The organism is Vibrio sp. 10N.261.52.A1 (assembly GCF_002876325.1).
Classification (GTDB): domain Bacteria; phylum Pseudomonadota; class Gammaproteobacteria; order Enterobacterales; family Vibrionaceae; genus Vibrio; species Vibrio chagasii.
In genome coordinates this window covers 1-1,194 of the sequence record NZ_MCYD01001320.1, presented here as the reverse complement: position 1 = coordinate 1,194, position 1,194 = coordinate 1, and the positions used below count along the sequence as shown (strand labels likewise).

2 protein-coding genes are annotated in these 1,194 nt (G+C 42.2%); both read right to left on the bottom strand.

The annotated features are described in order from the left end of the window. Positions 1-292, bottom strand: a 292-nt coding sequence (locus tag BCT81_RS27295) for a RidA family protein (protein ID WP_102426491.1), incomplete at its 3' end; no start/stop codon positions are given. Positions 293-402: 110 nt separating this feature from the next. After that, on the bottom strand, positions 403-1,167 hold the full coding sequence (locus BCT81_RS27290; protein ID WP_102426490.1) for a PhzF family phenazine biosynthesis protein: 765 nt from the start codon (positions 1,165-1,167) through the stop codon (positions 403-405). Between the last annotated feature and the right edge of the window lie 27 nt (positions 1,168-1,194).

Below are 1,194 nucleotides of genomic sequence, written 5' to 3'. Positions count from 1 at the left end.
CTTTCACACATGCACGGCTCGGTGCACAGCCTTCAGGGAACCATGCTTCCCACACTTCATTGAGTGCATCAAAGTTAGCAAAATCCGTTAGGTAAATAGTGACCGACAATACGCGAGATTTATCGCTATCTACCAGGCTCATCATCTCTTCAGCTTGCTCAAAAATTTGTTGAACCTGACTCTTAATGCCCGCAGATGTGTCCGATTCAGCAACTTCAACAAAGCTTGCAATACCATTAAAAACAGTCACATCAGACCAACGCTTGGTCGGGTTAATTCTATGAATCTTCACTCGCTATTCTCTTTTTATTGTTGGGATCTACATCAGAGTAATCTAATCCAAATCCTTAATATTGAAAACAAAAATTAGTTCGCGGTATTGGTCATAGGCTCAACACACTTTCACTGACGGCATTCAACTCTAGCAGAGACGACAATCGAAGAGTTGGCTCCCTTCTCGACTTCAAAATAACCACCAGCACTCGAAAGCTGACGAACTGAGAGTTTGTCTTTTCCTAGCTTATCGAACCAATATGGGGCCAGTGAACATTGCGCAGATCCGGTTGCTAAATCCTCTGAAATGCCGATCTTCGGTGCAAAATAACGAAGTACATAACCGTCATCCGAGCTTTGAGCGGTCACCATAACAGCATGTAAATCATTGATTTTTTTATACTGTTCAAAATCAGGGGTAAAATTCCTTACTGCTTCCTCTGAATCCAACACTAACACTAAATCTCTTGTCGAGAATACATCGACAACGGGCTGATTCAAAGCCGACAGATCAATTGGAGCATCGCTCCACTCAACATAAGATTTACCATTCCAGCTTGGCAGTTCCAATCGAGATAAGCCGTCTTTTCTAGAAATCACGACCTGTCCATAATCACTGTTTAAAGTAACCTCTTCAAACTTATACCGCTCGATCAAATCAGTACCAGCACCCAAACTACCATGACCACACAGGTTTATCTCACCATCTAATCCAAACCAACGGATGTCGAACTGACTTCCCGATTTCTTCACAAAAGCAGTAATAGGCTGTGCTAGTTGATGTGTTATTTCTAGTAGCTCTGAATCTGCTAACCATTGCTCTAATTCAACAACCCCACAAGGGTTCCCTTTCGCCGACTCTCCACTAAATACATCATATATAAGTGCGTTGATAACTTATCTCCTTGTACCGTCGTATTA